General features: G+C 63.3%; 18 protein-coding genes and 1 pseudogene. 10 read left to right on the forward strand and 9 right to left on the reverse strand.

What is annotated here, in order from left to right; all coding sequences use genetic code 11:
- Positions 1–21 precede the first annotated feature (21 nt).
- The 7 genes from AXK11_RS04015 to AXK11_RS04040 all read left to right on the forward strand — a co-directional run bounded on the left by AXK11_RS04015 (position 22) and on the right by AXK11_RS04040 (position 7,316).
- Positions 22–897, forward strand: coding sequence for a glycosyltransferase family 2 protein (locus AXK11_RS04015; protein ID WP_068629562.1), 876 nt, complete (start codon positions 22–24; stop codon positions 895–897).
- Between the two features lie 41 nt (positions 898–938).
- A complete protein-coding gene (locus tag AXK11_RS04020) occupies positions 939–2,234 on the forward strand; it encodes a glycosyltransferase family 4 protein (RefSeq protein WP_068629564.1) in 1,296 nt (431 codons plus the stop codon).
- A gap of 17 nt (positions 2,235–2,251) precedes the next feature.
- Positions 2,252–3,706: a sugar transferase gene (locus tag AXK11_RS04025; RefSeq protein ID WP_068629566.1), complete on the forward strand. Its 1,455-nt coding sequence runs from the start codon at positions 2,252–2,254 to the stop codon at positions 3,704–3,706.
- Between the two features lie 77 nt (positions 3,707–3,783).
- On the forward strand, positions 3,784–5,289 hold the full coding sequence (locus AXK11_RS04030) for a dihydrolipoyl dehydrogenase family protein (RefSeq protein ID WP_068629568.1): 1,506 nt from the start codon (positions 3,784–3,786) through the stop codon (positions 5,287–5,289).
- A 127-nt stretch (positions 5,290–5,416) separates the two neighbouring features.
- Positions 5,417–6,511: a M20/M25/M40 family metallo-hydrolase gene (locus AXK11_RS04035; RefSeq protein WP_068629614.1), complete on the forward strand. Its 1,095-nt coding sequence runs from the start codon at positions 5,417–5,419 to the stop codon at positions 6,509–6,511.
- 212 nt (positions 6,512–6,723) lie between these two features.
- Entirely contained in the window at positions 6,724–6,990 is a 267-nt protein-coding gene (locus AXK11_RS09705) for an AbrB/MazE/SpoVT family DNA-binding domain-containing protein (protein ID WP_156469190.1), read from the forward strand.
- Complete coding sequence (locus tag AXK11_RS04040) at positions 6,987–7,316, forward strand: type II toxin-antitoxin system PemK/MazF family toxin (RefSeq protein ID WP_231865749.1); 330 nt, start codon at positions 6,987–6,989, stop codon at positions 7,314–7,316. Before AXK11_RS09705 ends, AXK11_RS04040 begins: the two co-directional genes overlap by 4 nt.
- A gap of 97 nt (positions 7,317–7,413) precedes the next feature.
- Here AXK11_RS04040 and AXK11_RS10005 read toward each other — a convergent pair whose 3' ends face one another.
- The 6 genes and pseudogenes from AXK11_RS10005 to tig all read right to left on the reverse strand — a co-directional run bounded on the left by AXK11_RS10005 (position 7,414) and on the right by tig (position 12,822).
- Positions 7,414–8,409 carry a HipA domain-containing protein gene (locus tag AXK11_RS10005; protein ID WP_231865750.1) on the reverse strand — a complete coding sequence of 332 codons (996 nt, stop codon included), beginning with the start codon at positions 8,407–8,409 and terminating at the stop codon, positions 7,414–7,416.
- Positions 8,410–8,474: 65 nt separating this feature from the next.
- Positions 8,475–8,711: pseudogene (locus AXK11_RS10360) on the reverse strand (HipA N-terminal domain-containing protein); the annotation flags it as partial.
- Positions 8,712–8,716: 5 nt separating this feature from the next.
- A complete protein-coding gene (locus AXK11_RS09390; RefSeq protein ID WP_082780870.1) occupies positions 8,717–8,965 on the reverse strand; it encodes a helix-turn-helix domain-containing protein in 249 nt (82 codons plus the stop codon).
- Between the two features lie 218 nt (positions 8,966–9,183).
- Entirely contained in the window at positions 9,184–10,575 is a 1,392-nt protein-coding gene (clpX, locus tag AXK11_RS04055; RefSeq protein ID WP_068629572.1) for an ATP-dependent Clp protease ATP-binding subunit ClpX, read from the reverse strand.
- A gap of 118 nt (positions 10,576–10,693) precedes the next feature.
- Complete coding sequence (locus AXK11_RS04060; protein WP_068629573.1) at positions 10,694–11,350, reverse strand: ATP-dependent Clp protease proteolytic subunit; 657 nt, start codon at positions 11,348–11,350, stop codon at positions 10,694–10,696.
- A gap of 119 nt (positions 11,351–11,469) precedes the next feature.
- Positions 11,470–12,822 (reverse strand): trigger factor, encoded by a 1,353-nt coding sequence (tig, locus tag AXK11_RS04065; RefSeq protein ID WP_068629575.1) that lies wholly within the window; start codon positions 12,820–12,822, stop codon positions 11,470–11,472.
- A gap of 124 nt (positions 12,823–12,946) precedes the next feature.
- On the opposite strand from tig, the gene AXK11_RS04070 reads away from it, so the two are divergent.
- Together AXK11_RS04070 and alr are read left to right on the forward strand one after the other, a co-directional pair.
- Positions 12,947–13,780: a hypothetical protein gene (locus AXK11_RS04070; RefSeq protein ID WP_068629577.1), complete on the forward strand. Its 834-nt coding sequence runs from the start codon at positions 12,947–12,949 to the stop codon at positions 13,778–13,780.
- Entirely contained in the window at positions 13,777–14,949 is a 1,173-nt protein-coding gene (gene alr, locus AXK11_RS04075) for an alanine racemase (protein ID WP_068629618.1), read from the forward strand. Before AXK11_RS04070 ends, alr begins: the two co-directional genes overlap by 4 nt.
- Positions 14,950–15,312: 363 nt before the next feature.
- On the opposite strand, the gene AXK11_RS04080 is transcribed toward alr, so the two are convergent.
- Together AXK11_RS04080 and ftsH are read right to left on the reverse strand one after the other, a co-directional pair.
- Positions 15,313–16,689 carry a UDP-glucose 6-dehydrogenase gene (locus tag AXK11_RS04080; RefSeq protein ID WP_068629579.1) on the reverse strand — a complete coding sequence of 459 codons (1,377 nt, stop codon included), beginning with the start codon at positions 16,687–16,689 and terminating at the stop codon, positions 15,313–15,315.
- 570 nt (positions 16,690–17,259) lie between these two features.
- The gene (ftsH, locus tag AXK11_RS04085) at positions 17,260–19,302 is read right to left on the reverse strand and encodes an ATP-dependent zinc metalloprotease FtsH (protein ID WP_068629581.1); all 2,043 of its coding nucleotides are present in this window, start codon (positions 19,300–19,302) and stop codon (positions 17,260–17,262) included.
- 313 nt (positions 19,303–19,615) lie between these two features.
- Between ftsH and AXK11_RS04090 the strand changes: the two genes are divergently transcribed.
- Positions 19,616–23,224, forward strand: a complete 3,609-nt coding sequence (locus tag AXK11_RS04090) for a TonB-dependent receptor plug domain-containing protein (RefSeq protein WP_068629583.1) — start codon at positions 19,616–19,618, stop codon at positions 23,222–23,224.
- 57 nt (positions 23,225–23,281) lie between these two features.
- Here the strand turns inward: AXK11_RS04090 and AXK11_RS04095 are convergent, their stop codons facing one another.
- Complete coding sequence (locus AXK11_RS04095) at positions 23,282–24,382, reverse strand: LacI family DNA-binding transcriptional regulator (protein WP_082780872.1); 1,101 nt, start codon at positions 24,380–24,382, stop codon at positions 23,282–23,284.
- Positions 24,383–24,387 lie beyond the last annotated feature (5 nt).

Here is a 24,387-nt window from a genome sequence, read left to right on the forward strand (position 1 = left end):
CCGCGCTGTAATTACCCGCCCATGATTTCGGTCGTCATCCTGACGCTCAATGAGGAGGGAAACCTGCCTCGCTGTCTCGCAAGCCTAAGCCAATGTGACGACATCGTCGTCCTCGACTCCGGCTCGACTGATCGCACTGCGGATATCGCCCGCGAGCATGGCGCACGCGTGTTTACCAACCGCTTCGAAAACTTCGCCCAACAGCGCAACTTCGCTCACGAGAAAATCCCCTTCCGCCATCCGTGGCTTCTGCATCTCGATGCCGACGAACAGATGACTCCCGAGCTATGGGGCGAATGCTGTGAGATAGCTCAGAAAGACCTGGGACCTCCTGGCGGCACCGCCTCAGCAACACGCCGCCCGCCTCCGGATTCGCCCGCCATTTACGACGGCTACTATGTTGCCCCGCGCATGATATTCCGAGGCCGGTGGATCCCGCATTGCACCGACTATCCGAGCTACCAGGCACGCCTCGTCCACGCCGCGCGATTCCGCTTCATCCAGGTCGGCCACGGCCAACGCGAAGCTCCCGGCCTGCGGATCGGGACTCTGCGGGCGAGCTACCTGCACGATCTCTCTGCCGCGCCCGAACCCCACTGGCTCGCCAAGCATCGTCGCTATGCAGCGGGCGAAGTCGCTACGCACCTCGCCCAGCGCCGCAGCGCCCCGCCGCCACGGCTGCGCGACCTGCTCTCCCGCGACAGGCTCACCCGTCGCCGCACGCTCCAGCGCTTCGCCTTCCACCTGCCGTTCCGCCCGCAGCTCCGCTTCGTTTATCAATACATCCTGCGGCGCGGTTTCCTCGACGGGCTCCCGGGGCTGCGCTACTGCCGCCTGCTCATGCACTACGAGCGATTCATCGTCGAAGCCCTCCGCGAAGCGAAAGCCAAACGCTAAATAAAGTGCCCGCACACTCCGCTTCGCCGCGCCCCACCACCATGTCGCGCCTCATTTTTGTAAACCGCTTTTACTGGCCCGAAGAGCCCGCCACCAGCCAGCTCCTGACCGATCTCGCCCAAGCCCTCGCATCCGGCTCCGACTCTCCCCCCGCCTGCCGCGACGTCACCATTGTTACCAGCCGCCGCGCGCCCCTCCCGCGCCGCGAAACGCGCGCAGGTGTCAATATCCGCCGCGTAGGCCCGATCCGGCGCGACTCCCGCTCGCTCCTGGCGCGCGCCCTTGACCTCGCCTGCTTTACGGCTGCCGCGCTCCTGCATCTCGCCCGCCACACACGCCGAGGCGACACCGTCATCCTCCTGACCGACCCGCCGCTTCTCGGCGCACTCGCCACGCCGCTCCTGCGGCTCCGCCGCGCGCACATCATCCACTGGGTGCAAGACATCTATCCCGAGATCGCCATCGAGCTAAGCGGCCAAGGCTGGCTCCGCGCTCTGCGCCCCCTGCGCGACGCCGCGTGGCGCAAGGCCCACGCCTGCGTAACGCTCGGGCCCGACATGGCCGCCGTCCTCCACGCAGCACGCGTCCCGCCGCAGCGCATCCACAGCATCCCCAACTGGGCCTTGCCCGAGCTCTGCGAAGCTCCCGCCGCCGAAACCGCTGCCCTCAAGAAAACCTGGGGGCTCGCCGACAAGTTTGTCGTCCTGTACTCGGGAAATCTCGGGCGCGTACACGACCTGCCACCCATCCTCGACATCGCCGCCGCCCTGCTCGACGAGCCGCAAATCGTCTTCGCCTTCGTCGGCCGTGGTGCCCAGCAAGCCCCGCTCCGCGCCATCGCCCAAGCCCGCCGGCTCACTAACATCCACTTCCTCCCCCCCGTCCCGCGCGCCCAGCTCAGCACCAGCCTTTCCACCGGCGACCTTCACCTCGTCACGCTAAAGTCCGGCTGCGAATCCTACGTCCTGCCCAGCAAGCTCTACGGCATCGCCGCAGTCTCGCGCCCGCTGCTCTTTATCGGGCCGCGCCGCGCCAGTCTCTTTAGCGAAATCCCCGCTGCGGATATCGGGCTCAGCTTCACTCGCGACGAAACCGCCGCAGCAGCCACCGCCATTCTTGAGCTCGCCCAAGCCGCCCCCGAACGCCGCCAAGCGATGCGGCTCTCCGTTCGGGCGTTTTCCGAAAAACACGCCTTCGCACACGCCCTCGCCGCCTGGCGCACATTGCTGGCCGAAGTCGACGGCTCCGCACCAACCGCTCTCCCGTCCGCACCCGCGCCCGCTCCCGCTGACATTGGCGAGAAACAAAACTCCGCACAACAGCACCTAGGCCAGTGACTACGCCCTGACACCGCATGGCAAATCTCCGCAAATCCACCCTCGGCCTCCTCGCCCTTGACACGCTCTCGGTCGCGCTCTGCTTCAACCTCGCACTCCACTTGCGCGGCCTCACCGCCCCCACCCTGCTGCCGCTTATCTGGCCGGCATTGTTTGCCATCGCTGCGCTCTACCTGATCGACGGCTACAACACCCGGGCGGACATGCTCAGCCTCGACTACGCGAGCCAGCACCTCATCGCCCACTTCTGCGCACTCCTCGGCACCTTACTGATCCTCTTCGTTTTTCGCCCTGCCGTCTACGACCTCACCGCCAGTCGTGGAGTAATCCTCACTTCCTTCGCAGCACTCGCCCCGCTCACCCTCTCCTACCGTCGCCTTGCCTACTCCCAACTCAGGAAACTCCGCCAGACCCGCCCCCTCCTCTTTATCGGCTCGCCCGACACTTGCCGAGCCTTCCAGACCGAGTGTCTTCAGGCCGGCCTCAGCCACCCGCTCCTCCTCGCCCACACTGACCGCGCAGAAGCCCCGAAAAACACACCGGCTCCAACACGCCCGCCTCAAAATCCCGACTTCAGCACCGATACCTCCACGGCCACAGCTCCCGACGCAGCGCTCCCACCGCTGGCGCCTCCTCCGCAAGATCTCGCCGCCCTCTTGGGCCAGGTCGAGAGCGAGACCCTCAGCCTCCACGCCATCATCTTGGGCGACGATCCGCAGACCGACCTCCCGGCCCCTCTCGCCCATCGCCTCGCGCAAATCTATTTCGACGGCGTCCCCATCTACACCCGCGAGCTCTTTCACCAAGTCTACTGGCGCAAGGTCGGCCTCCACCGCCTCGACCACAAATGGCCTTTCCAGGAAGGCTTCGCCATCGCCCGCGAGCCCATCTTCGAGCACATCAAGCGGCTCACCGACATCTTTCTCGCCAGCCTCGGGCTCCTCCTCGCACTCCCCCTCATGCTGCTGTGCGCGCTCGCCATCTGGCTGGAAGACCGCGGCCCCGTCCTTTTTACCCAGACCCGCATCGGCCAAAACCGCCGCCCCTTTAGACTCTACAAACTGCGCACCATGCGCGTGCGCGCGCCCACCGACGCCGATGACAAATACACCCGCCCCGGCGATGCCCGCATCACCCGCATTGGCCGCCTCCTGCGCACTACGCGCCTCGATGAGTTTCCCCAGCTCCTGAATGTCCTCTTCGGCGACATGAGCATGATCGGCCCGCGTGCCGAGTGGGACGAGCTCGTCCAAAACTACGAGACCGAGATCCCCTGCTACCACTTTCGCCACCTCCTCAAGCCCGGCATCACCGGCTGGGCCCAGGTCAACTACCCCTACGGGGCCAACCTCCAGGACACGCTGCGCAAGCTCGAATACGACCTGTACTACATCCGCCACTTCTCCTTTCGCCTCGATGCCGCCATCATTCTGAAGACCATCCACATCATGCTCTTTGGCCGCGGCCGCTAGGCCAGCCATGAGCCCGATCGCTCACCCTTACCTTCACCCTTAAACACCCACCGCTTACCCAAATCCCTGTACCTCCCATGCCCGCCAAAAACGCCGCATCCCCTCCCACCGCCCCCTACGACCTCGCCGTCCTCGGCGGCGGCTCTGCGGGCTACAACGCCGCCCGCACCGCCACTGCGCTCGGCCTGAAAACCGCCCTCATCGACGGCGCGTGCGAGCTCGGCGGCCTTTGCATCCTCAACGGCTGCATGCCTTCCAAGACGCTCCTCCACGTCGCCGACACGCTCCACCAAGCCCGCCACGCCTCGCGCCTCGGCCTGCGCATCCCCCACCCCGCGGCCGACATGCTCTCCATCCAGTCGCGCAAGCGCCGGATCATCGCCGACTTCGCCGCCTACCGCCAGGAGCAGCTCCACAGCGGCGACTTCACCCTCATCCGCCACCACGCCCATTTCGTCGATCCCCACACCCTTCAGCTCGACAACGAAAGCGAAGAGCAAATCCGCGCGCGCCACATCCTCATCGCCACCGGCTCGCACGTCTCCACGCCCTCCATCCCCGGCCTCGCCCAGGCCCAATGCTGGACCAGTGACGACGTCCTCAACCTCGACAGCCTCCCCCAGAGCGTGATCGTCCTCGGCGGCGGCATCGTCGCCTGCGAGCTTGCCCAACTCCTCGCCCGCCTCGGCTCCCGCGTCACCCTCATCCAGCGCAGTGCCCAGCTCCTGCGCGAGCACTCGCCCGAAGCGGCTGCCGTCATCGAAAGCGCCCTGCGCGACGAAGGCGTCGAGATCATCACCGGCACCCAACTCCACCGCGTGACGCGTGAGCCCAGCCGCGACACCGGCAAGCTCGGCTTCACCGTCGAGTTTGAGCACGGCGGTGCCGCACAAACCCGCCACGCGCTCCATTGCCTGAACGCCTTTGGCCGCACACCGCACACCGCCGCGCTCAACCTCGCCGCCGCAGACGTTAAAACCGCCCCTACCGGCCACATCCGCACCAACCGCTGGCAGCAAACGAGCGCACCCCACATCTACGCGGCAGGCGATTGCGCGGGCCCGCACGAAATCGTGCACCTCGCCATCCAGCAGGCCGAGCTCGCCGTCCGCCACATCCACCAAAACCCGAGCACAGCCAAAACCACGAAAACCAAAACTGCCAAGACTGCGGAGAGCACCGCCGCTACCCCGCTCAAGCCCATCGACGAAAAACTCCACCTCAGCGTCGTCTTCACCGATCCGCAGCTCGCCACAATCGGCCTCGGCGAACGCGCCCTCAAAGACGCCAAAACGCCCTACCTCAGTGCCAGCTATCCCTTCGCCGATCACGGCAAAGCCATCCTGCTCGAAGCCACTCGCGGCTACGTAAAACTCTTTGCCGCGCCCAAGACTGGCCGCCTCCTCGGTGCCGAAATCGTCGGGCGCGACGCGGGCGAGCTCATCCACTGCTTCTCCGCCGCGCTCGCCCTGCGCGCGACCGTCTTCGACATGCTCAAGGCCCCTTGGTATCACCCCACGCTGGCCGAAATCTTCACTTACCCGCTCGAAGAAATCGCCGAGCAAATCAACGCCGCTGGCTAAGCGAAAACCAACCCAGCTCGCGCCACGCCAACGCCCGCGCGCCGAGCGCCTCAACACGCCAAGGCGCGAGCCGAAGCCCTTGGTCGTTTTCCAAATCAACCAACCCAACCCAGCCCCCCACTACTTCATGCCAAACCGCACCGCCCCCACGCCCCCCTACTCCGTCCCGCCCTTTCTCGCCGAGCTCCTCGCCTCGCGCTCGCCCTCCGGCTACGAGACCGAGGCCCAAGCCGTCTTCGACCGCTACGTCCAGCCCGCCGCCGACACTTACGCCAAAGACGCGCTCGGCAACCGCCTCGCCACGCTAAACCCCGGCGGCGACCCCGTCCTCATGCTCGCCGGACACCTCGACGAGCTCGGCCTCATCATCACCTACATCAACGAAAAAGGCTTTCTCTACTTCGACACCATCGGCGGTCACGACCGCACCGTGATCTCCGGCCGCCGCGTCCGCATCCAGACGGCCCAAGGCACCATCCCCGGCGTCACCGGCAAGCGCGCCATCCACCTGATGAGCGAAGAAGACCGCCGCAAAGTCCCCGAGCGGCACGAGATGTGGATCGATATCGGCGTGCGCTCCAAAGAAGAAGCCCTCGCCCGCGTGCAGATCGGCGATGTCGCCACCTACGACCACGAGCTTGAGCTCATCAACGGCAGCGTCGCAGCCGCCCGCGCCTTTGATAACAAAGTCGGCGCCTACGCCGTCGGCGAAACCCTACGCCGCCTCGCCGCCGAAAAAGACCGCGCCCCCCTCGCCGCCAAAGTCGTGAGCGTGGGCACCGTCCAGGAAGAAGTCGGCGTGCGCGGCGCCACCACCGCCAGCTACGCCGCCGCCCCGCACATCGCCGTGGCGATCGACGTCGGCCACGCCACCGACCACCCCGACTGCGACAACCGCAAGTACGGTGAATTCCGACTCGGCGGCGGCCCCATCCTCTGCCGCGGATCCAACATAAACCCAAAAGTCTTCGCCCGCCTCCGCGCCGCTGCCCAACAGGCGCAAATCCCCTACCAGATCGAAGCCGACCCGCGCCCCACCGGCACCGATGCACGCGCTGTGCAAATCGCCCGCAGCGGCGTCGCCACCGGCCTGGTCAGCATCCCCCTGCGCTACATGCACACCCCCAGCGAGATGGTCGACCTGACCGACGTCGAACACACCGTCGCCCTCCTCGTCGCCTTCGCCCGCTCCCTCGAAAAAAACGACTACGCCCACTGGTAAGCCCCGAACTGAAAGCCTGTCCGCCACGGGGGCGCCTCGCCCGATTTACACGTTTCCACACGAGTAAAAACAAAGCGCCAACTCGCCCCGCCACCCAAAGCCCCGGCCTGCACCACCGGGGCTTTTTTGTGTTTCTGGAAAGTCAGTCAGTGCCCGCAATTCCTGTTCCCCAACCTTGCAACTCAGGTATTTCTGGCCCCTATCCTCCACCCATGCCCACTGCCACGGTCAGAGAAATCGACGGCGCACTGATGTTTGCGATTCCCTCCGCCTTCAGTGCCCCACTTGGCATAAAGCCCGGTGCTACGCTCTCCGTGGATCTCGAAGGCCAAGCTATTCTGGTGAGACCCGAAAAGGAACCCACGCCTCACTACACTCTCGAAACGTTACTCGCCGCAGGTGACTACTCACGAGCAGCACGAAGCTCCGAAGATGACCAGTGGCTTAACTCGCCCCCGGTCGGGAAAGAGCTCATATGATCAAGCGCGGCGAAATCTACATGGCCAACCTCGCCCCCACCGAAGGCCATGAGACCCGAGGCCGCCGCCCCGTCCTCGTTATCTCCGCCGACCTTTTTAACCAAAAGACCGACTCCGCACTCGTCGCTCCCATTACCAATCGCGGCCTCTTCGCGCGGCGTGTCGGTTTCGCCGTAGAGCTACAAGGCACGCAGACAGCCGGCATCGTCCGTTGCGACCAGGTCCGCGCCGTCGATCTGGACGCACGCCGCCCCCGCTTCATTGAAAGCGTCTCCCCAAGTACCTTGGCCCACGTCCTCGCAAAAGTTCGGACCATTCTCGCATAGCGAACTGCCATCCCTCGGCCTCCATTCGCCCCGGCCTGCACCACCGGGACTTTTTTGTGTCCTCAAGCAAGCTCACACCGCTCGCCGCTCCCTCTGGCTAAATTGTGCGGACCATTTTCAGAAAACCCTCAAAAACAGAATCACTCAGCTCGGCAGGAAACCCGCTATTCAGCTTGGCTGCGACCTTTTCCACCGCACGCGGCGCAGTCAAAGTGATCTCATGCAGCAGGCGTTCCGCCTCCAAACCCACAGCCTGCGCTGTCACATCCCAAGTCCGCGCGCGGATTTCCGAAAGTTTCCAATGCGCACTCTTACTGCGCACTGCCATCGCCAGCTTCACCTTCCGGAAGTCCAAAAGGCCCGCTCCCCGGCCAATCACAGGCCAAGCCGACAACACATCATAAAACGGCGTCATCCGGTACTGACCACCCGCTCCTATAAATATCGAAAAGTTTTTCGCGTGCCCATCTGTCGCCGCCAGCATCCAGAATACCATCTGCGCTTTCAGGAAAAGCTGCTTATCGACGGCCGCTTTCGCACCGGAGTCCAACACTCGCAAAATATCACGCATCCCCGGGCCTCCGTCGGACTCATACTTGAGTGAACTCGGCACACCGAGTGCTTGGCAGAAATCCTCCTGCGGGACTCGTGCAATCCATCCTTCGTGCAGACGCCGATCAAAGCGCTTAACCACCAACACTCGGCGTTTCCCAAACTGACGCATCTCAGCCTTCGCGGTCGGTAGCCCCATTGCCTGTATAAGCTGCAAGCACAACCACTCGTTCTCCACCGAGTGGCTCATGTCCACTCCCAGTATGCCGACGCGCCCCATCGGCAGCTTCAGAATATGCGTCGTCGGGGTCGCTCCCAATGGCTTTTGCCAGCGGCCGTCATGGTAAAGCAAAGCCGTTTTCTCCTGCACCCCAGCGATAGAAATCCGGAAGTCATCTTCCGGCGCTCCACCTATGCTTCCCACTGGCGAAAGGTTCGCTGCAATGATGTGCTCAACCGCCCCCTCGCTGAGGGGTACCCCCTCAATCCGGCCAAAGCCTTGCGGCTGCTCGGCCTCCGGCAGTAGCTGGACGGCCCCCACGCAATCTCGCCCAATCGCCTTCGCAGATCAAAGGCTGCCAGCGAATCGGCAGCAAATCGCGCGCGCACGCGATTCCGGATTTCCGGCGAATCAGGCAGCAGATTGTCAAAATAGTGGGCAACCTGCGGGCCGCTGATTACCTCTCCCGCTAGCGGTAACGGTAGCGAAAGTGAAAGTGGCCGCGCTATCGGCGAGGCCAGCCAAGCTGGATCGTACTCCAGGCGGTGTGTGCCCCGGGCGAGCACCCAGCGCCCCACACGTAAGCCGTTCATCCAGATCCCAAGTGCTGCTGTTGTCGCCATGGCTGTTACCAGTCAAGGGTTGCCGCGTCCGGATTTGGCGTGCGCGCGCTCACCAGAAGATCGGCGTCCAGCGCCGCAAACAGTCGCGCCACCTGATCAAAGCTGGCCCGCTCGGGCGCGGCTTCAATCGCGGCAATCCGCCTCTGGCTGACACCAAGTTTTTTCCCGAGCTCTTGCTGTGAAACTCCGCGCGCTCGCCGCAAGTTGCGCAGTACCATCTTGAGCTGGATCGGTGTGCTAACCGGAGATTTCATCGTCTGGCAAACTAGACTCCTTAAGTTCTAATTACAACTTAGAACATTAAAGGGCTAATCAAAGAAATCGCCCAAGCAGAACCCTTCTTCCTGAAGATGTGTGACTTGCACAGCTCCCACCAAAGGAGAAGCCGCCGTCGGAGTGGAAGTTTTTTGGAAAAGCGCGGCAAGTGGAGGGCCTTGCCGCGAGGCGCGCGCCGCTGAGGCTGCGCGCGGGTTTACGCGGCGACCTGGATGCTCGGGTCGGCGGGCGGAGCGGTCGGGTCGGAGGCCGTCGCGGGGGCCGGCAGGCTGGCCGCTGGCACGCTGCGTTTGCGCGTGGCGCGGCGGCGGCCGGCGACCACGGCAGCGTCGATCACGACTTCGCTGATCCCGCTGTCGTGCGGGATCTCGTACATCACGTCGAGCATGAGTCCTTCCATGATGGAGCGCAGGGCGCGGGCACCGGTTTTTAGCACGACGGCTTTTTCGGCAATCGCCTTCACCGCATCGGGCGTGAAGCTGAGCTTCACCCCATCCATCGCAAAGAGCTTTCCGTACTGCTTTACCATCGCGTTCTTCGTGCGCATCAGGACTTTTTCCAGATCCTTGACCGAGAGTTGATCGAGGACGGAGACGACCGGCAGCCGGCCAATGAATTCGGGGATCATGCCAAAGCGCACGAGATCTTCGGGCGCTACGGCTTTCATCATTTCCTCGGGCGTGAGCGCGAGCTCTTCGCGCCTGGCTGCGGCAGCAAAGCCCAGCGAGCGCTGCCCGCGGCGGCGCTGGATGATGTCGCCCAAGCCCGCAAAGGCCCCGCCGCAAATGAACAGGATGTTCGAGGTGTTGATGTGCAGGTACTCTTGGTTCGGGTGCTTGCGGCCGCCTTGTGGGGGCACGTTGCAGACGGTGCCTTCGAGGATTTTAAGCAGGGCTTGCTGCACGCCTTCGCCCGACACGTCGCGCGTGATCGAGACGTTCTCGGTCTTGCGGCCGATCTTGTCGATCTCGTCGATGTAAATGATGCCGCACTCGGCGCGCTTGACGTCGTAGTTGGCATTCTGGACGAGGCGCAGGACGACGTTTTCGACGTCGTCGCCCACGTAGCCCGCCTCGGTCAGCGTGGTCGCATCGACGATGGCGAAGGGCACGTCGAGCACCCGCGCGAGCGTTCGCGCCAGAAAGGTTTTTCCCGAGCCGGTGGGGCCGATCAGGAGCAGGTTACTTTTCTCGACTTCGACTTCGCTCAACTCCGGAGCGAGCTCCAGACTGGCACCAGCCTCTCCCTGTTTCTCGGCGTCAAACTTGAGTCGCTTGTAGTGGTTGTAGACGGCGACTGAGAGCACCTTCTTGGCGTGCTCCTGACCGATGACGTAGTCGTCGAGCGTCTTCTTGATCTCGGCAGGTTTGAGCAGGCGAAAGGGGTGCTCAGCCCCGGCTTTGACCTCGCCAGCCGTGGCAGCGGCGGTGGCCGTATTGGCCTGCATGAACTCGCGATCAATGATCGTCTTGCACAGCGAAACGCAGGAATCGCAGATGTACACGCCCGGGCCAGCGATGAGTTTCCTCACCTCCGATTGGGATTTTCCACAAAACGAGCAGAGGGTCATACGAGAGGATTTGGCCATTGGGAGGGGATCAGTTTTCCGCGCGCGAGAAGAGGCAGGGCAGGAGCCATCTGGAGCCGTGTCGAAAATTCAGGGAAAGGAGCGGGAGCGTCGTGCAGGGTGCGGATTCCCCCGCGCATTATGCGGCAGCCCCTTTCGCCTTGGCCGCCGATGGCGGAGACGGCTGCGCGGCCGCAGCAGCGGCGGCGTCCTTCGTCGACTCCATGACGTGATCGACGAGCCCGTAGTCCCGCGCCTCGTAGGCATCGAGGTAGTAGTCGCGGTCGGAGTCTTTCGCGATCTGTTCGACGCCCTTTCCAGTGTGTTTGGCGAGCGTTTCGTTGAGCGTTCTTTTCCAGCGCAGGATTTCCTTGGCGGCGATCGAGATATCGGCCGTCTGGCCGCCCGCACCACCGCTGGGCTGGTGCATCATGACCCGGCTGTTGGGCAGCGCGTAGCGCTTGCCCTTGGTGCCTGCGGCGAGGAGCACGGTGCTCATGCTTGCGGCCATCCCGAGGCAGTAGGTGGCGATGTCGCACTGCAGGAAGTTCATCGTGTCGTAGATCGCCATGCCGCCCGTCACGATGCCGCCGGGCGAGTTGATGTAGAGCTGGATGTCGCGCTTGGGATCTTCCATTTGCAGGAAGAACATCTGCGCGATCACGAGGTTGGCGACCTGGTCATCAATCGGCGTGCCGATGAAGATGATGCGGTCTTTGAGGAGCCGCGAGTAGATGTCCATCGACCGCTCTCCGCGGCCAGTGTTTTCCAGGACGATGGGGACGTAGTAGCTCACAGTTTGTAGTAGAATCGGTTTTGAGAAGCGGGCGAGTTTACTCGGACGGTTCGACGGCGCGCGAGCGCTTGGGGGGGCGGGAGGACGGAGGCGAGCCGCTTCGCCAGGCGCGGCGCCCCTTAGCTCTTCGCGGCGGCGACAGCGGCGGCCTCCTCGGCAGAAAAGGTGGTCACGGTCGCCTTGGAGACGATGAGGTCAACCGCCTTGTCGAAGAGGATCCGCTGCTGGAGATCGCGCACGGCGGCGCGGTCCTTGGTCAGCTCTTGCACGACCTTGTCGGGCGACTGCTGCGTCTGCATGGCGCGGTTGATGACGTAGCGCTGCATGTCCTCGTTCTCAACCGTCACCTTCTCGGCCTCGGCGATACGGGCGAGCGCGAGCTGGAGCTTCACGTTTCGCACGGCGGTCTCACGCGCCTTGGCGTAGAGCTCTTCCTTGTTTTGCTCAAAAGTCTCGGGCGACACACCGCGGCGCAGGTTCTCGCTCATCACCTGACGCAGCACCTGCTGGGTCTCGCCCTCGACGAGCGACTCCGGCGGCTCGAAGCTCAACTTCGCCGCGAGTGCCTCCATCACCTGAGCGCGCTTGGAGCTCTGGATGCGGCGGTCTTTCTCCTCTGCCATGTCTTTGGAGACCTGGCTCTTGAGCTCGTCGAGGCTCTCGACCCCGCCGCAAGACTTGAGGAAGGCCTCGTCGATCTCGGGCAAGATCCGCTCGCGGATTTCCAGGATCTCGATCGCGTAGCTGGCCTTCTTGCCCGCGAGCGCAGGCGCAGTGGCAAACTCTGCGGGAAACTCGATCTCGACCGTCTTTTTCTCACCCGCTTTTAGCCCCGAGATGTGGTTGCCGAGTCCGGGGATGATGCCGTCCTCCTCGCTCTCGACCTCGACCCAAGTCTGCGGGACTTTGCCGTAAATTTGCTTCTCAGGCACGAGCTCGACGATGGCCTGCCCCTCAACCGTGCCCTCGTAAGCGAGCTTCACGTAGTCGCTTTTTTGGGAGGCGCGCTCGGCGGGCTTAAACTCGGCGCGCTCCCCGCGCAGCCGCTCGATCACTTCCTCAACCTCCTCCGCGCTGACTTCGTTGGCCGGGACTTTGACCTCGATCCCCGTGTACTCGGGCAGGGCAAACTCGGGGCGCACATCGACGGTCACGGTGACGGTCGCCTCGGCCCCCAGCTTGATCTCGCCGGGCTCCACATTTACGAGGCTCAACACGTCCAGCTTTTCCTGCTCACGGCCTGTTTCGTAGGCGCGCGATACGACTTTTTGCTGGAGCTCGCCCGCGATCTCTTTGGCGAAGCGCCGCTCGATCATCGCCGCGGGGGCCTTCCCGGGGCGAAAGCCGGGCAGCCGCGCCTGCCGCACAAACTCGCCCACGACCGCCTTATGTTCAGTGGCGACTTCCTCTGCGCTCAGCGAGATGACCAAGGTTTTACGGGTGTCGGTTAGGGAGTTGAGTTGGACGTTCACAAGTATGTTGGGCGGCTGGTCTTTTGAGAAAATCGGCGATTAGTATTTTGCCACTCAAGCCGGTCAATGCCCGATTCAAACTCTTGCGCGCGGGACGACCTCGACCTTTCGTCCTCGGCCAATAATGCCCAGCCTTGCCCAACTCCTCGCCGCGCATGGCACGCTCCTCGTTCTCGATGCCGCCAGCGCGCGCGTGCAGGGCGGCTGGCTCAGCGAGCGGGAAGCCTTTTGGGCGAGCTCGGAAGGCGAAACCACCAAGGCGATTTTCACGAACGTAGAAACGCTGCTCGGCGCGCGCCGCCCGAGCGCAGCCAGCGCGGCGGCGACTCCCGACGCCGGATCCACGGCGGCCGCCGGAAGTGGTGAGCCCCCGCCTGCCGCCGGCCCACAGCGCAGCATTGGCGACGTGGGCGCCTTCGTTTTCTGCGAAGGCCCCGGCTCCATCCTCGGCATTCGCAGCGCCGCAACCGCGATTCGCACCTGGTGCGCCCTGCGCCCGGGCGGCGCGCCCGTTTACCGCTACCAAAGCCTCGCCCTGCTCGCCCACGCGCTCGCTGATCCCGAGCTCACCTTGATCGTCGACGCGCGGCGCGAGCACTGGCACGCACAACAGCTCGGCGAGCCCCTGCGCCAGATCCCCAGCGGCGAGCTGGCCACGCGGGCCGCCAGCGGTGCACGCTGCGCCACGCCGGAAGGCTTTCGCCACTGGTCGAGCCCGCCGCCAGATCTCGCGACCGTCGCCTACGACCTCGAAGCGCTTTTTGCGAAAACCGCCCTGCAAGATGCCGACCTGTTCGCCCCCGCACCCGAGCCCGATGCGTTTTTTCACCACGCGCCCAGCTACAAAACGTGGGCACCGCAAATCCACCGCGCGCCCGCGACAGCCGCACCCGCTGCGCCGAGCGGCGCGCGCCAGCCAACCGCGCCCGCACCCGCTTCGCCTGCCACGCAGCCATGAGCGCGACCGCCGCCACCACGCCCCACCACTCGCACCGCTGCTGGGCGCAGATCGACCTCGCCGCGCTTGAGCGCAACCTGCGGCTGATCCGCGCCTCGCTGCCCGCGCACATGCGCTACGTCGCCGTCGTCAAGGCCGATGCTTACGGGCACGGGCTGCACCATGCCGCCGCCCGCATGATGCACTCCGGCGCAGACCTCTTTGCCGTCGCCAACGTCACCGAGGCCGCCCAACTGCGCGAGCTCGGGCCCGGTTGGCCGATCCTCGTCCTCAGCCCGCTGCTCCCCGCGGAAGACCACCTGCTCTGCGAGCTCGACCTCGCCGCGACCGTCTCCACGCCGGAAGAGGTGGCGCGCTTCGAGGCCGTGGGCCAGCGCTTTGGCCGCCGGATTAAAGTTCACCTCAAGATCGATACCGGCATGGGCCGCCTCGGCGTGTGGCACGCGCAAGCCCCCGCCCTTTGCGCGCAGATCCAGCGCGCCCCGCATCTCGCACTCGCGGGCCTGTACACGCACTTCGCCAGCCCGGATGACGACCCCGCCTTCACCGCCGAGCAGCGCAGGAACTTCCTCGACGCGCTCACGCGCTGCGAAGGGCAGGTCGGCCCGCTGCGCGACGCGCTCTTTATCCACGCCGACAACAGCGCGGGCCTCGGAACCCTGCCCGAAGAGAGCCGCCCCTTTAATGCCGTGCGCATCGGCTTGCTCCAGTTTGGCATTTTGCCCGCGCCGCACGCGCTCCTCACGCAAGTGCGCACCGAGCCCGTCTTCAGTTTTCACACGCGCATCGGCATCGTAAAACACCTGCCCGCAGGCACCACGATCAGCTACGGACGCAGCCACCGGCTCACCCGCGACACCCGGGTAGCCGTCCTGTGCGCAGGCTACGGAGACGGCATTCCGCGCGCGCTCAGTAATCGCGGCCAAGTCCTGATCGACGGCCAGCGCTGCCCGATCCTCGGCCGCGTCACGATGGATCAAACCATTGTCGATGTAAGCGCACTGGGCGAAGTCCGCAGCGGCGACGAGGTCGTCCTCATCGGCACCCAGGGCGGCGCACAGATCGACATCGGCGAGTTCAGCCGCTGGGCCGACACCATCCCTTGGGAAATTCTCTGCTCGATCACCAAACGCGTCCCGCGGCTCTACCAATCGCCCCTCGGCATTTGACGGAGATCAGCCACCACTGCGCGTGGAGCGGCAGGCGGTGCCTGCTCCCATTCAATTTGCGATTTTGCCCGTGCGCTTTGCGCCCGCCCAAAATCGCAAACTTAAGGGACTTCTCCCTGTCGCGTTGCGACAGGGTCTTCGACCCTTTTTATGGGCGCGGCCTCGTTGGGCCGCGTCCGGCTAGCGTTTACTCGTTAACCCCAAAAATCCGCCCCAATGGGTTCACAGCCTCCCGCCTTTCCGCCCGACCTTTGGTCGGGCTTATTCAACTGTGCGGTTTGCATGCCGTGCGTTCCGCACGGCATGCAAACCGCACAGTAAATGGGTGCAGGCACCGCTTGCCGCTAGCCCGCGCAGGGCCGCCTACTGCCCTTGGCTCACTACTTTGCCAATCGCTTCGACGCGGAAGCCGATCTTCGCGAGTGCCGCGTGGTCGAGCAGGTTGCGCCCGTCGAAGACGAACGCGGGCTTGGTCATGCCCGCGTAGATTTTCTCAAAGTCGAGCGCCTTAAACGCGTCCCACTCCGTCAGCACGGCGACCGCGTGTGCGCCTTCGCAAGCCTCGTAGGCGCTCGCGGCCACGCTCAGGCGGGCGCCATCCGCATCGGCGCAACCGACATCACGGCGAATCTCCTCGGCGCTGACCTTGGGGTCGTAGACGACGACCTGTGCACGCTCGCCGAGCAAGTCGCGGCACACATTGATCGCCGCCGATTCGCGCGTGTCGTTCGTGTCTTTTTTAAAGGCAAAGCCGAGCACCGCGATTCGCTTGTCGGCGACGGTGTTGAACAAGGCCTGCACGATCCGCGTCGTGAAGCGCCGCTTCTGCCAGTCGTTCATCGCCACCACGCTGTGCCAATATTCGGCGACCTCGGGCAGCCCGAAGTGCTCGCACAGGTAAGAGAGATTCAGGATATCCTTCTGGAAGCACGAGCCGCCGAAGCCCACGGAGGCTTTCAGAAACTTGGGCCCGATCCGGCTGTCCTTGCCGATTGCGTTGGCGACCTCGTCCACATCCGCTTCCGTCGCTTCGCAAAGGGCAGAGATCGAGTTGATCGACGAAATCCGCTGCGCCAGAAAAGCGTTGGCGACCAGCTTCGAGAGCTCCGAAGACCACAGGTTGGTCGTCACGATCCGCTCGCGCGGCACCCAGCGCGCGTAAATATCGACCAGCGTTTGCAGCGCGCGCTCGCCGCCCGGAGTCCGCTCGCCGCCGATCAACACGCGATCCGGCGCCAGCAAGTCGGCGACCGCCGTGCCCTCGGCCAGAAACTCGGGGTTCGACAGCACCTCGAAGGCTACGCCACGCGCATTCGCCGCGAGGATCGTCTTGATTGTCCCGGCGGTTTTTACCGGGATCGTCGATTTCTCGACGATGATCTTCGGCGAGGTCGCCTCCTCGGCCACCGTGCGGGCGACCGACTCGATAAAGCGCAGATCGGCAGCCCGCCCCGCACCCACGCCATAGGTCTTCGTCGGCGTATTCACCGATACGAAAATGATGTCCGCCGCGCGGATCGCCTCCCGCACCTCAGTCGAGAAAAACAGGTTTCGCCCGCGGCACTCCTTCACGATTTCATCGAGCCCCGGCTCGTAGACCGGCAGCACCTCGGAGTTCCACGCGGCGATGCGCGTCGCATTCATGTCCACCACGCGCACCTCGATATCCGGCGCCTGCTTCGCAATCATCGCCATCGTCGGCCCGCCAACGTAACCTGCTCCTATACAACAAATCTTCATGGAGCACCGACGCTGCGGCGCACTCCCCGAAAATCCAAGACCGATTTAGCGCACACCCACACCTCATGACAGGGACTGCGCACAGCAGCAACGACGCTGCGCCCAATAACCCCTGCGCGGGGGGGCGGGGGACGGTGTCCCCTGCCATTTACTGTGCGGCTTGCTGTCGGGCGTTCCGCCCGACGAACAAGCCGCACAGTTGAATGAACTCCCTGACCGGAAGTCGGCAATGTTCAGTCAAGCTTGGAGATCGTAGGCGAGACGAGGGAACAGGACGGCGCACCAACGAGTGCGCCGCAAAATAAGGCGGTCGAAGACCGCGCCCAAATGGGTTTACGCTCGATCCGCATTTGATGCCTCACCGCCTGTCGCAACGCGACAGGGGGAGGATCCTTAAATTTGCGATTTTGTTCGGGCGCGCAGCGCACGCGGCAAAATCGCAAATTGAATGGGAGTGGCGACCCGCCACCGCCGCCCGCGCAGGGCCTCCTCCCCACGCGCAGTGGAGTCTTCGACTCGTTCATTATGCGCGCGGCTCGCCCTCCCGCCTGGCCGCGCGTGGCCCCTGTCTCAGGCCGGTGTGGGTTCAGGGGCGCCGCCGATTGCTTCGGGCGAGATGAGGGCGGGCTCCTTCTTGGGCTCCTTCTCCTTTTCCTTGGGCGCGGGCTCTTCTTCGACCTTCTTCGGCGGGGGCGGCGGAGCGACCACCACCGGGCTGCGCAGCTCTCCGTACTTCAGGATTTCGAGCACATGTTTGCCCTCGATCGTCTCGTACTGGAGCAGTGCCTCGGCGATCTTGTCGATCTCGGCGCGGTGGGAGTGGATCAACTCCTTGGCCCGCTCGTACTGCTCCCTGAGGATGCGCGATACCTCTTCGTCCACCCGGCGCGCGGTGTCCTCGCTGATGTGCTGCGAGCGCGTGATGTCGCGCCCGAGGAATACGGTGTCCTGGTTATCACCGAGGGCGACGGGGCCGAGGTTGCTCATCCCGTAGTCGCAGACCATCGCTCGGGCGATCTTGGTCGCCTGCTTGATGTCGCCGCTGGCGCCGTTGCTGAGGTCACCCGTGACGAGCTCTTCGCCGATGCGGCCGCCCATCGCCATCGCGATCTGGTCGAGCAGCTTCTTCATCGGGCGCGTGAGGATATCCTTGGTGGGCAGGTAGGTCGTGCTGCCGAGGCTCTGCCCGCGCGGGATGATCGTGACCTTGTGCACGGGCACCGTGCCATCGTCGAGCAGCCCCTGGATGATCGCATGGCCGGCCTCGTGCCAGGCGATCAAGCGCCGCTCCGACTCATCCATCAGGCGGCGGTTTTCGCGGCCGAAGAGCACCTTCTCGCGTGCGTCTTCGATGTCGACCATCTCGACCTTTTTCTTGTCGCGCCGCGCGGCGAGCAAGGCCGCCTCGTTGAGCAGGTTCGCCAGATCGGCCCCCGAAAATCCAGGCGTGCCGCGCGCGACCAGCGCGAGGTCTACGCTCTCTTCGAGAGTGATTTTTTTCGCGTGCACGCGGAGGATCGCCTCGCGCCCCACGATATCGGGCAGGCCGACGGTCACCTGCCGGTCAAAGCGGCCGGGGCGCAGCAGGGCGCTGTCCAGCACGTCGGGCCGGTTCGTCGCGGCGATGATGATCACGCCATCTTCCGTGCTGAAGCCGTCCATCTCGACCAGCATCGAGTTGAGCGTCTGCTCGCGCTCGTCGTTGCCCCCCCCCAAGCCCGCGCCGCGCTGGCGGCCCACGGCGTCGATCTCGTCGATAAAGATCAGGCAGGGCGCGTTTTTGCGGCCTTGCTCAAACATGTCGCGCACGCGGCTGGCGCCCACGCCGACAAACATTTCCACAAAGTCCGAGCCCGAGATGGAGAAAAACGGCACCTCGGCCTCTCCGGCGACCGCCTTGGCCAGCAGGGTTTTGCCCGTCCCCGGAGGGCCGATCATGAGTACGCCCTTGGGGACGCGCCCGCCCATGGCGGAAAACTTCTTGGGGTCCTTCAAAAACTCCACGATCTCGCCGATCTCTTCCTTCGCCTCGTTACAGCCCTCCACATCGGCGAAAGTCACCTTGTCGCGGTCGCGCGTCAGCTGCTTCGCCCGACTCTTGCCAAAGCCAAGCGCCCCGCGGCCCGCATTCTTGAGCTGCCGCACAAACAGGAAATACAGCAGACCGATGATCAGGACAAAGGGGATCACGTTGGCCATGATCTGCGTCCACATCGTCGTCGCCGGCTGCTCCACAAAGCGCTGCGAGCGCTGGAGCCGCTCCATGTTCGAATCGGTCAAGCGCCCCGCCGAGCGAAAGCTGCGGGTCATCTGCTCGCTATCGGGCCGCACCGGTACCGGCTCGCGCAGCTCGCCCGTCACCAGCGCCCAATCGGGCCCGCCCGACAGGTCGGGCTTGATGACGCCCTGCTTGATCGCGTCACTCTCCGCCAGCTCCACCACCTGCTGGATTTTCAGCGTGATCGGCGCCCCCAGGCGGCCAGGCGACCACATCAGCAGCGAAGTCAGAGCCAGCCCGACCAGTAGCCAGATGAACAGCACCCGCGGCTGAAACCGATCCTGGGGCAGATTTTTAAGGGGTTTGCGGCTCTTTTTGTTATCTGAATCTGGCATGGGGACGAATGGGAGTGAGGGTCGAGGCTGCATGTTCCACGAACATAAGTCAAAGTGGTCTTCGGCGAGCAGGGACGATTCTTCAACGGGAGAGACTCCGCCCCCCCCTCTTGCGTAATGCCCGCTTCTAGCGCGGCTCGGAGCACCCCACGGCGTCCCGCGCTGATTAACCGGGCTCAGAAAACACAGGATCACGGCCTACCCTGGCCTCTCCCAAGGCCACCTGACCTATGTGTCTATTGTTAGACCATGCAGGCGCTGGAGATTGAGCAGGCGGGCACCAGACTAAGCGTCACCCCCCTTTTACCCCATCATGAACCCTTCACGAATGTTTGCGGTCGCACTGGTGACGCCTGCACTAGTCTCCGCTGTCGCACTTGCTCAGGCGGCCCCGCTTCAACGCTCGCCAGTATCCACCTCTACCCCCGAGGTGGACCCTACCGACGAGGAGATCGTCCGGCTCAGCCCCTTCGAAATCAGCGCACACAGCACTGTCGGCTACGCAGCCACAGAAACGCTCGCAGGCACTCGCATCCGCACTCAGCTGCGTGATGTCGGCTCGGCAATCTCGGTCGTCACTCGTGAGTTTATGGGCGACATCGGTGCCACGGATAACACCACGCTACTGCAATACGTAACCAACGCCGAGGTAGGTGGTGTGCGGTCAACCTACGGTGGCTTCGGGAATGGAACCAGCGTAGACGAGGAGGCCGCCCTCTCCTCCCCCCACAGCAACAACCGGGTGCGCGGGCTCAGCGCAGCAGATAACACACGTGACTACTTCGGCACAGACATTCCTTGGGACGGGTTTAATGTGGACCGCGTAGACATCCAACGCGGCCCCAACTCTATCCTGTTCGGACTCGGGAAGCCGGCAGGGATCATCAACGCGTCTCTCCGCAACGCGGAGTTCCAAAACCGCCACACGCTCGACCTTCGTTTCGCCTCACACGATAGCCGCCGCACCTCGCTCGATATCAATCGCGAGCTAATCAGGGGCACACTCGCACTGCGCGTCTCAGGGCTATGGGACCATGATAAATTCAAACAACGCCCCGCCTTCGAGGACGATGAGAGAGTCTACGCTGCACTTCGGTACGACCCAAAGCTCTTCGCACGGCGCGGGTTCCACACCAGCCTGCGCGTAAAGTTTGAGCACGGAGATATCAAAGCCAACCGTCCCCGCACGCTGCCTCCCATCGACAGGATTTCGCCTTGGTTCCGCCCAGCCAGCCCCGGAGAAGACAACCCTTTTGGAGGGATGGGGAAACTCACGCTGAAGAACGGATTCACCGCCGAGCGTGAGGACACACCGCCGGCCGGTGGTGATCAGATGGGCCAGGCCCGCGCCTCCGATCCCGACTTTAACCCGTGGGTCACAGGACGCGGCGACGGACAACAACCGCTCTACTTCATCGACGGGAGCACTGGACAGCTCTACCGCCTCTACGGAGACTACGCCAACAACGGGGCGCGTAACCCCGATGGCACGGCCCGCACGAACAACGCCACAACAATCGGCCGCCGCTACTCGCGCCCCTTTTATGGGATTAACGGACTGCCCGGCTACGCGACTCAGGCGCGACTTCCGGGCTACGAATACGGCCAATACCGCGAACAAACGCTAAACGATCCCTCAGTTTTCGACTTCTACAGCACACTTATCGACGGTCCCAATAAATCAGAGCGTGAGGACTGGGATGCGTTTAACCTAAGCCTCACGCAAACTGGCTGGGATGATCGATTCGGAATCGAGCTCAGTTACGACCGGCAGGACTACACACAGCGCAACGAGTCCTACCTTGGCTACCAACCCGCGCTTGAGATCGATATTCTGGAGCAGTTCCAAGACTTGCAGGCTAACCCTAACCTTGGGCGCGCCTTCGTACAAAGCGCAGGGCGTGGTGCCTCCTACAAAAGTCAGCGCGAATATCGCCGCAGCTCACTCTTTGCCGAATTGCGCGGCGAGGACTTCATCAAGTCCGACTGGCTACGGCGCCTCGTTAACAAACACCACTTTAATGGCGTTTATAGTTCCGAGAAATTTAAGACCGAGCGACGCACCTGGATACCGTACGCCTCTCCTCAATCTTGGGATGATTACCAGACACTCGCGCTCGGTATTTTCGAGAGACCTCCACTCGCGGTCAATTACCTGGGCGACTCATTGCTGGGCAACAGCTCCGCAGTAGGCACAGGCCTTCCAGGCCTTACCGCTCCGCTCGATTTGCGCAGCGGTCCAGTCTATCACTTCAACACCACCTGGAACTCAGCTGTACCCTTTGATGCCCCCTTCAGCGCGCCACCCGGCATGCAAGACGTTTACGATGAAGGTGCTCTCACCCAAGCCTCGAACCTCGATAACTACATCGGCTGGAACAGCGATTTTAACTACGACGTGCTACGCTACGCCGATGGTGACGAAAGACTCACCCGCAGCGCGGCCAAAGCACTGCGCCGCTCCCAGTCCTATGCCGGTTCTTGGCAGGGGTACTGGTGGGATGGTGCCTTTGTGACGACGCTCGGCTGGCGTTACGATGTTGTGCGCGGGAAAGACGTACAGGCTCCCGCGACCGGCCCACGAAACGCCCTCGATCTCAGCCCCGCAGGCTATTCGCTACCGAGCCGCTGGAGCAGTGAGTTTAAAAGTCACTCGCTCTCCAAGAGCGCGGTCCTGCACCTCAACACGCTCTTCAGCAGCCCGCAACGTGACCCGCTCCCTCTAAACGTCAGTCTTTCTTACAGCGAATCGGAGAACTTCGAAATCTCGGGCACACGCCGAAACCTCTATGGCCAGGTAATTGATAACCCCAGCGGAGAGACAAAAGACTACGGTGTCCTGCTCGCCTCCAAGAACAACCGCTACTCGCTGAGGGTCACCAAATACGAAGCGCGAGTCTCCAATGCCACCACCCAAGTCGGTGACCTCAATATCCTCGGCAATATCATCGTACACGGCCTGCGCTGGAGAAACGTATTTCTCTACGACCTAAACGCGTACACGCTTGACACTGCAGGAGGCCCCAACACCTGGCGCTATAACTACGAACCAGACATTGCAGCCGGGGAGACTCAGGCCGAGGCCGCTGCACGCGAGGCCGCCGCGATTGCCGCATGGAACGAGATACAGGAGGAGCTCCCCGCGCAGTTCTTTGAGGCGTGGGGCTTCCAGCCTCCCACTGACCTTTCCAACCCCGACCCTGCACACGTTTACGCCTATGGGCCGGATAGCCCGCCGCCCGGGTTTGCCATGACCTCGGACACTCTCTCCAAAGGCTATGAATTCGAACTTACCGCCAATCCGACGCCGAGCTGGCGCATCGCCTTTAACGCCGCAAAAACTACTGCCACTCGGCTCAATGTCGGCAGCGAAGAGACCGTGGCTTTTGTAAACTACATAAGCGAAAAAATCGCAGGCCCCGCCGGTGACCTGCGCCAATTCTCCGGTGGGCCCACTGCCAATACCATGCGCATCAACTGGAACAACGGCATCGGGGCCTACACGCTGATGAAGCTCCAGGAGGGCTCTCTAGCCCCCGAACTGCGCCGCTGGCGATATACGCTAGTCACCAACTACACCTTTAGCCACGACTTCCTGAAGGGCGTGAGCCTCGGGGCCTCCTACCGTTGGCAAGACAAGGTCGTAATCGGCTATCCGGTGATCGAGCCGAGCCCCGGCCAATACACCTTTGACCTCACACGCCCTTACTACGGTCCCAGCGAAGACTCACTAGACTTATGGCTCGGTTACGAACGGAAAATCGGGCTACGCCTCGGCTGGAAAATCCAAATAAACCTCCGCAACGCCTTCACCCGCAACCGACTCATCCCCATCTCCGTGCAACCAGATGGCCACACCTGGGCCGCTGCACGCATCGCCCCCGGCCGAGAATGGTTCATCACCAATACCTTCACGTTTTAACCCCACCAAGCCCCCGCCTCCCCTAACAATTGCCCCCCCGAGAGTTCGCCACACACGCTACCCACCTTCCGCGCAGCTCTTGACCGGACAACTCGCACCCTCGTGCCAGGTACCGCCGACATAGGTCGTCTTGGGATTGGCGGGCACACCGTATTTGCCGTGCTGGAGTTGCCCGGCGAGAATTTCCACCGCCACCGCTCCGACCGTCTTATGGTTTTGCTCGACACCCGCGGTCGCTCCGTCCGCGCACTCCAGAAACAAATCCACCAGTGCGACGTCGCTCGGTACTCGCAGCCCCAAACGCTTCATTACTGGCAACACAAAACTGCTCTTACTCAAAATCACCTCGGGGCGATATTTCTCAAACCATTGGGCAAAGCTGCGCCCCTCGACAAGCAACTCGCACGCCCCCTCAGCAAGCCAAGCATTCATAGGTTCTGGTTTTGGATAAAGGTGAGCGGGGATGCGCTCCCTCGGACGCAAAACCTGCTGCTCACACAGGTAGCCTGCCATCCAAAGGTGATCGACCGTGTAGTCCCACCCCCGATGCATTACCAAACCGATCCGTCGGTACCCCCTCGCGATCACCTTACGCATCGCTAGCCGCACAATGTCGCACTGATTATTCGTCACGCTGTGTAAGGACGGGCGGTGAGGGAAATAGTCTATCTTCACCGCGCTAAACTTCTCCCAATCGAAGTCCAATACATCCCCCCGCTCGCGCCCATGAGAGCCAAGGAGCACCCCGTTGATACCGCGCGAGTACAGAATCTCGCCGAGCCGCTTCTGCGTCATCTTGGGTTCGCCCAACCAGAAGTGCTCCAGCTTATAGCCGATCTCTTGAGCCTTGGCCTGCGCCCCAATATAAAAATCAGGGTGCGCGGTCGTCTCCTTCCAGCCCCAGCGCGTCGCCCAATTCGTCACATAGGCGAGAGTCGGCGTATTGCGCTTCGCCATCACTCCCTTCCGGTACGCCACGAGCGCACTCATAAGAGGGTCGGGCCGGTAACTCATTTTTTTGGCAAGCGCCTTTATCCGCTTCCGGGTGGCTTCGGGCAGGCGAGGACAGTCCCGCAGCGCAAGCGAAACCGTTGTCACGTGACATCCCGCCTTTCTCGCGATGTCAGCGAGAGTCACGCGCTTTTGTGAAACAGGCATGGGGG

This window comes from Cephaloticoccus primus, assembly GCF_001580015.1.
In the GTDB taxonomy this organism is placed as follows: domain Bacteria; phylum Verrucomicrobiota; class Verrucomicrobiia; order Opitutales; family Opitutaceae; genus Cephaloticoccus; species Cephaloticoccus primus.